The organism is Rhizobium sp. PRIMUS64 (assembly GCF_023006465.1).
GTDB classification, from domain to species: domain Bacteria; phylum Pseudomonadota; class Alphaproteobacteria; order Rhizobiales; family Rhizobiaceae; genus Rhizobium; species Rhizobium leguminosarum.
In genome coordinates this window covers 1-6,393 of the sequence record NZ_JALBGX010000226.1, presented here as the reverse complement: position 1 = coordinate 6,393, position 6,393 = coordinate 1, and the positions used below count along the sequence as shown (strand labels likewise).

General features: G+C 63.0%; 7 protein-coding genes and 1 pseudogene. 7 read left to right on the top strand and 1 reads right to left on the bottom strand.

Translation table 11 applies throughout. The features are described 5' to 3' along the window. From MOV76_RS37950 to MOV76_RS37925, 6 genes and pseudogenes are all read left to right on the top strand, one after another. Nucleotides 1–238 (top strand): annotated as a pseudogene (locus MOV76_RS37950) (penicillin-insensitive murein endopeptidase); the annotation flags it as partial. Between the two features lie 88 nt (nt 239–326). Continuing rightward, entirely contained in the window at nt 327–707 is a 381-nt protein-coding gene (locus MOV76_RS37945; protein WP_003583482.1) for a methylglyoxal synthase, read from the top strand. 17 nt (nt 708–724) lie between these two features. Further along, the gene (locus MOV76_RS37940) at nt 725–1,750 is read left to right on the top strand and encodes a glucokinase (RefSeq protein ID WP_028731823.1); all 1,026 of its coding nucleotides are present in this window, start codon (nt 725–727) and stop codon (nt 1,748–1,750) included. A gap of 145 nt (nt 1,751–1,895) precedes the next feature. Then, on the top strand, nt 1,896–3,683 hold the full coding sequence (locus MOV76_RS37935; protein ID WP_028731824.1) for an ABC transporter ATP-binding protein: 1,788 nt from the start codon (nt 1,896–1,898) through the stop codon (nt 3,681–3,683). Nucleotides 3,684–3,698: 15 nt separating this feature from the next. Further along, a complete protein-coding gene (gene dapB / locus MOV76_RS37930; protein ID WP_028731825.1) occupies nt 3,699–4,523 on the top strand; it encodes a 4-hydroxy-tetrahydrodipicolinate reductase in 825 nt (274 codons plus the stop codon). 21 nt (nt 4,524–4,544) lie between these two features. Further along, entirely contained in the window at nt 4,545–5,180 is a 636-nt protein-coding gene (locus MOV76_RS37925) for a 2,3-bisphosphoglycerate-dependent phosphoglycerate mutase (protein ID WP_247266489.1), read from the top strand. A 39-nt stretch (nt 5,181–5,219) separates the two neighbouring features. Here MOV76_RS37925 and phnF read toward each other — a convergent pair whose 3' ends face one another. Further along, on the bottom strand, nt 5,220–5,957 hold the full coding sequence (phnF, locus tag MOV76_RS37920) for a phosphonate metabolism transcriptional regulator PhnF (RefSeq protein ID WP_028731827.1): 738 nt from the start codon (nt 5,955–5,957) through the stop codon (nt 5,220–5,222). 224 nt (nt 5,958–6,181) lie between these two features. Here phnF and MOV76_RS37915 point away from each other — a divergent pair. Then, on the top strand, nt 6,182–6,393 hold a 212-nt coding region (locus MOV76_RS37915; RefSeq protein ID WP_247266488.1), incomplete at its 3' end, for a phosphonate C-P lyase system protein PhnG.

The window sequence follows — 6,393 nt, the reverse complement described above, 5'->3', positions numbered from 1 at the left end:
GAAGCCCGGCGCCAAGCCGCCAAAACCGCCGCGCGAGATGATGGTTTCCGATCTGCCCAAGGCGTGTGCCGCCGTGCTCGATGCTGCTTCCGTCGCCTCGATGCAGGCCGCCACCTATGGCGGACCTTCCGCTGCCAGCGCGCTCACCACCGCGCCGGCAGCAGCACCTGCCGCCGACGCCGACGACGCTTTGCCCGATGTCGGCCCGGTTCCGAACGACAAGCCGGCGATACAATGAGCAAGGCCCGGGGTGCGTTGTCTTTCAAATCGCAAACTCTTGGTATAGAAGCCATCAAATCGATTGAATTGCTCGGGCGGAGGGGTTGATGGCCGGCGGCAAATGCCTTGCATTGATTGCGCATGACCAGAAGAAGGACGACATGGCGGATTTCGCCCGCGCCAACAGGGACATTCTCTCCCGCTGGAAGATCGTCGCCACCGGCACGACTGGTGGACGCGTGCTCGACGCCGCCCCCGATCTCGACGTCACCAGGCTGAAAAGCGGGCCGCTCGGCGGCGACCAGCAGATCGGCGCGCTGATTTCGACCGGCGAGGTCGACGCCCTGATCTTCTTCGTCGACCCCTTGACGCCGATGCCGCACGATGTCGACGTGAAGGCATTGATGCGGCTGGCGATCGTCTATGATATTCCGATGGCGCTCAACCACGCGACCGCTATAAAACTTCTTCCCACACTCGAAGCCTGATCAGCACGGAACCGGCCATGCCAAAACCGAACAACAGCACCGCTCCGCTGCCTTTCCCGATCCTGATCGGCGATATCGGCGGCACCAATGCCCGCTTTTCCATCCTGACCGATGCCTATGCCGAGCCGAAGCAGTTTCCGAACGTGCGCACGGCGGACTTCGCCACGATCGACGAAGCGATCCAGAAAGGCGTGCTCGACAAGACGGCCGTGCAGCCGCGTTCGGCGATCCTCGCCGTCGCCGGTCCGATCAGCGACGACGAGATCCCGCTGACCAATTGCGACTGGGTGGTGCGGCCAAAGACGATGATCGAAGGCCTCAGCATGGAGGACGTGCTCGTCGTCAACGATTTCGAGGCGCAGGCGCTGGCAATCGCCGCTCTTTCGGATGAAAACCGCGAACGCATCGGCGACGCTACCGGCGACATGATCGCCTCCCGCGTCGTGCTCGGACCCGGCACCGGCCTCGGCGTCGGCGGGCTCGTGCATGCCCAGCATAGCTGGATCCCTGTTCCCGGCGAAGGCGGCCATGTCGATCTCGGACCGCGCAGCAAGCGCGACTATGACATCTTTCCACATATCGAGACGATCGAAGGCCGCGTTTCGGCCGAGCAGATCCTCTGCGGCCGCGGCCTCGTCAACCTCTACCATGCCATCTGCATTGTCGACGGCATCCAGCCGACGATGAAGGATCCCGCCGATATCACCTCTCACGCGCTTGCCGGCAGCGACAAGGCGGCCATAGAGACCGTCTCGCTGTTTGCCACCTATCTCGGCCGCGTGGCAGGCGACATGGCGATGGTGTTCATGGCGCGCGGCGGCGTCTATCTCTCCGGCGGCATTTCGCAGAAAATCATCCCGGCGCTGAAAAAGCCGGAATTCCGCATGGCCTTCGAGGACAAGGCGCCGCATACGGCATTGCTCCGGACCATCCCAACCTATGTGGTGACGCATCCCTTAGCAGCGCTTGCCGGGCTTTCCTCCTATGCGCGCATGCCGGCGAATTTCGGCGTCTCGACGGAAGGCCGCCGCTGGCGGCGCTAGCCCGGCGCAAAGTAAATAGAGCGTCCCTGGCGCGTCCTATCCGGACGCGCGGCGCTCTAGCCAAACCGGTCCCAACTCTTTATAGACCCCGGCAAAAGTGCGTGTCGCCCTCGCGAGGCGCTTGGTCCGAGACAGGAAATCCTATTTGGAAGCGGCGGAAAGCAGAACGCAGAGCGTCAGCAGCGATACCGTAACCGGTATCCTGAAGCGCATCATCGCTGAAAACGGCCGCGACCATCTCTGGGGCTATGTGTTTGCGATTGCCTGCCTCATCGTGGTGGCGCTTTCGACGGCGTTTACCGCCTGGATCATGCGGGCGATCATCGACGAGGCCTTCGCTAACCGCCGCGCCGACGTCGTCTGGATCATCTGTCTTTCGATCTTCATCGCCTTCGTGCTACGCGGTTTTGCGAGCTACGGCCAGGCGGTGGCGCTTTCCAGGGTCGGCAACGATATCGTCGCCCGCTACCAGCGCCGGCTCTATGCGCATCTGATGACGCTTTCGGTCGGCTTCTTCAGCGAGGCGCGCTCGGCCCATATCGCCGCGCAGGTGAGCCAGAACGTTAGCGGCATCCGCGACGTGCTCAACCTGACGATCACCTCGACGGTACGCGATCTGCTCACCTTCGTTTCGCTGCTCGCCGTGATGATCCTGCAGGATCCGCTGCTCAGCCTTGCCGTGTTCATCATGGCGCCGCCGCTGCTTTACGCGCTGCGCTATGTTTCGAAGCGGCTGCGCTCGGCGACCCGCGAGGCCGTGCATCTGAACAGCCATGTCCTCGGCGCGATGCAGGAGACGATCCAGGGCATCGCCATCGTGAAAGCCTTCACGATGGAAGAAGAACTGGAGCGCAAGGTCAACAAACTCATCAAGGGCGCCGAAAGCCGGGCGAACCGGATTGCCCGGCTTTCCGAACGCACCTCTCCGCTGACGGAGAGCTTCGCGGGCTTTGCCGTTGCCAGCGTGCTTGCCTATGCCGCCTACCGCTCGATCTACTTTAATGTGCCACCCGGCGCCTTCTTCTCCTTCGTGACCGCGCTGCTGCTTGCCTATGACCCTGCCCGCCGGCTTGCCCGCCTGCAGGTTCAGATGGAGCGCGCCGTCGTCAATGCGCGGATGATCTACGAGTTGCTCGACATGGAGCCGCGCCAGCGCGACCTGCCAGATGCCCGGCCGCTGACGGTGACGCAGGCCAGGATCGAATTCCGCAACGTTTCCTTCGCCTATGGCAACGAAAGCGTCCTCAGCGGCGTGAGCTTCATCGCCGAGGGCGGGTCGACCACCGCACTTGTCGGTCCCTCGGGTGCCGGCAAATCCACCGTCATCAGCCTCATTCCGCGTTTCTACGATCCGCGCGAAGGCGAAATTCTGATCGACGGGCAGGACATCGCTCACATCACCAAGAAGTCGCTGCGCCAGCAACTCGCCTATGTCTCGCAGCAACCCTACCTGTTCGAGGGCACGATCCGCGACAATATCCGCTATGGCCGGCCGGAGGCGACCGATGCCGAAGTGGAAGAGGCGGCCAGGCTTGCCTATGCGCATGATTTCATCTCGGCACAGCCACAGGGTTACGAGACACCGGTCGGCGAAAACGGCGTGACGCTTTCGGGCGGCCAGCGCCAGCGCCTGTCGATCGCACGCGCCCTGGTGCGCAATGCGCCGATCCTGCTTCTCGACGAGGCGACCTCCGCCCTCGACACCGAATCCGAAGCCGCCGTGCAGAAGGCGCTCGACGAAGCGATGACCGGACGCACCGTCGTCGTCATTGCCCATCGGCTCTCGACCGTGGTGCGCGCCGACAAGATCGTCGTCATGCAGCAAGGCCGTGTCGTCGAAGAAGGCAATCACGAGACGCTTGCGAAGGTCAGCGACGGTCTTTACGCTCGCCTCAACAACCTGCAGAGGCCCTCGGCCTCCGATTCAAACTGACCTGGTGAGACTGACATGAGCGATGCTGCGATGAAACTGGTGGTGGTTGGCGCAGCAGGACGCATGGGGCAGACGCTGATCCGGCTCATCCATTCCATCGAGGGCGTGACGGTGCATGCCGCGGTCGAGCGCGCCGGTTCGCCCTTCGTCGGCAAGGATGCCGGCGAGATCGCCGGTCTCGGCCCGACCGGCGTCATCATCGGCGACGATCCGCTCAACGCCTTTCTCGATGCCGAAGGCGTGCTCGACTTCACCTCGCCCGCTGCAACGGTGGAATTCTCAGGTCTCGCCGCGCAGGCCCGCATCGTCCATATCGTCGGCACGACGGGCTGTTTACCCGATGACAACGCCAGGATCGCCGCGGCGGCCCGCCATGCCCGCATCGTCAAATCAGGCAATATGAGCCTCGGGGTCAATCTGCTCAGCGTGCTCGCAGAGCAGGCGGCGCGTGCGCTCGACCCTGATGACTGGGATATCGAGATCCTGGAAATGCACCACAAGCACAAGGTGGATGCGCCTTCCGGCACCGCCCTTCTCTTCGGCGAGGCCGCGGCAAAGGGGCGCGGCATCGATCTGGCCTCGAAGTCGGTCCGGGTGCGCGACGGCCATACCGGCGCCCGTGAAGCCGGCACGATCGGTTTTGCGACGCTGCGCGGCGGCTCCGTCATCGGCGAGCATTCCGTGCTTTTCGCCGGAGAAGGCGAAATCGTCACCTTGTCGCACAGCGCGGCCGACCGCTCGATCTTTGCGCGCGGCGCCATCAAGGCGGCGCTCTGGGCGCACGACAAGAAGCCGGGTCTCTATTCCATGCTCGATGTGCTCGGGCTTTCTTCCTCATAACGATACTACGGAGGCATATTCATGAGCGGTACCCTCGTCCTCGTTCGCCACGGCCAGAGTGACTGGAACCTGAAGAATCTCTTCACCGGCTGGAAGGATCCCGATCTGACGGCGCTCGGCATCCAGGAAGCCAATGCCGGCGGTACGGCGCTTGCCGAATACGGGATCAAATTTGATGTCGCCTATACCTCGGTGCTGGTGCGTGCGCAGCACACGCTGAAGCTCATCCTCGACAAGGTCGGCCAGCCCGATCTCCAGACGATCCGCGACCAGGCGCTGAACGAGCGCGACTATGGCGATCTCTCCGGCCTCAACAAGGACGATGCCCGCGCCAAATGGGGCGAGGAACAGGTGCACATCTGGCGCCGTTCCTATGACGTGCCGCCTCCCGGCGGCGAAAGCCTGCGCGACACCGGCGCCCGCGTCTGGCCCTACTACCTCACCGAGATCCTGCCGCGCGTGCTCAGGGGCGAGAAGGTGCTGGTGGCCGCACACGGCAATTCGCTGCGCTCGCTGGTGATGGTGCTCGACAAGCTGAACAAGGAAGGCGTGCTCGCCCTCAACCTCGCGACCGGCGTGCCGATGGTCTACAAGCTGAAGGCGGATTCCACCGTCGCTTCGAAGGAAGTGCTCGGCGACATGTCGGGCGCGCATTGATCTCAGCTGACCTTTCCCCGCTTCGGCGGGGAAAGACGCTCAGTTCTCGATGGTGAACTGCACCCGGTCGGCCGCGAAACGGCTGATCGAATATTGCACCGGCACGCCGTCAAGATCGGTATTCATTGCCTTGGCGATCAGAAGGATCGCACCGGGAGTGAGTTCAAGGTCGGCCATATCGGCTGCGCTTGCATGGGCGGCCGTCACCTCGGTCGTCGCCCGGACATAATCCGGCAGGCCGAGTTCGGCGAAAGCCTTGGTGATCGATTCCCCCGCCCGGTAGGCCTCGCCGATACCGGCGAAGCGTTCGGCCGGAAACCAGCTCGTCGCCCTTGAAACCGGCCGCTTGTCCGCCTGGCGCAAGGTTTCCAGGCGGATCACCTGTTCTCCCGGCTTCAGGCCCAGCCAGCGGGCGACCTCTGCATTCGCTTCCTCTTTCGCCTCATCGAGCAGAAGACCGCGCATTTCACGCGCCTGATCGCCGATGCCGGCGGTAAAGCGCGTGCGCCTTGTGATCGGGAAATTCAGCCGCTCCTTGCGTTCGATCAGCGTGCCGCGACCTTGTACCGCACGGACGATCCCCTCCTGCGACAGCGCCGCCAGCGCACTGCGCACCGTATGCCGGTTGACCCCGAATTGCACCGCCAACATGGTTTCCGGCGGTACCATTCCCGTTTCGTCATAGGCTCCGTTGCTGATCGCCTCGCGAATCCGATCGGCGATCTGGCGCCACAGCGCCACGCCGGTTTGCCTTTGCACCTGCTTCAATCCCGCCATTCCACCCCTGCCCGCTATTTCTCGCCTTCTGCATAATTCGATCCTGAAAACGATCCCGATTTCAGGATCGAATTATGCAGCAATTCAAAGTGCTACAGCGTCCTTTGCGCGTCTGAAAAGACGCGCGGCGCTGTAGATGTCACACGCTTGTCACGACATCGATTTAGAGCTAAATGTATCTTGTATGGTTGTCTATATCAATAGACATTTTAAGGAAAGCGGCGATGATACCAGCGGACAGGACAGACGCTGCGTCACAGACGGCATCCGGGCGCAAACGCGCCGCCGATCTGCTGGCGCGTGCGGAACGCAGCGAACTCACGGCGGTCTTCGATGCGCTGCCGCAAAAGCCTGTGGCCCATCAGGTGCGCGGACCGGAGACCGGGCTCGTGATGGTGCGCGGACGCATCGGCGGCGGCGGCGCTCCCTTCAATCT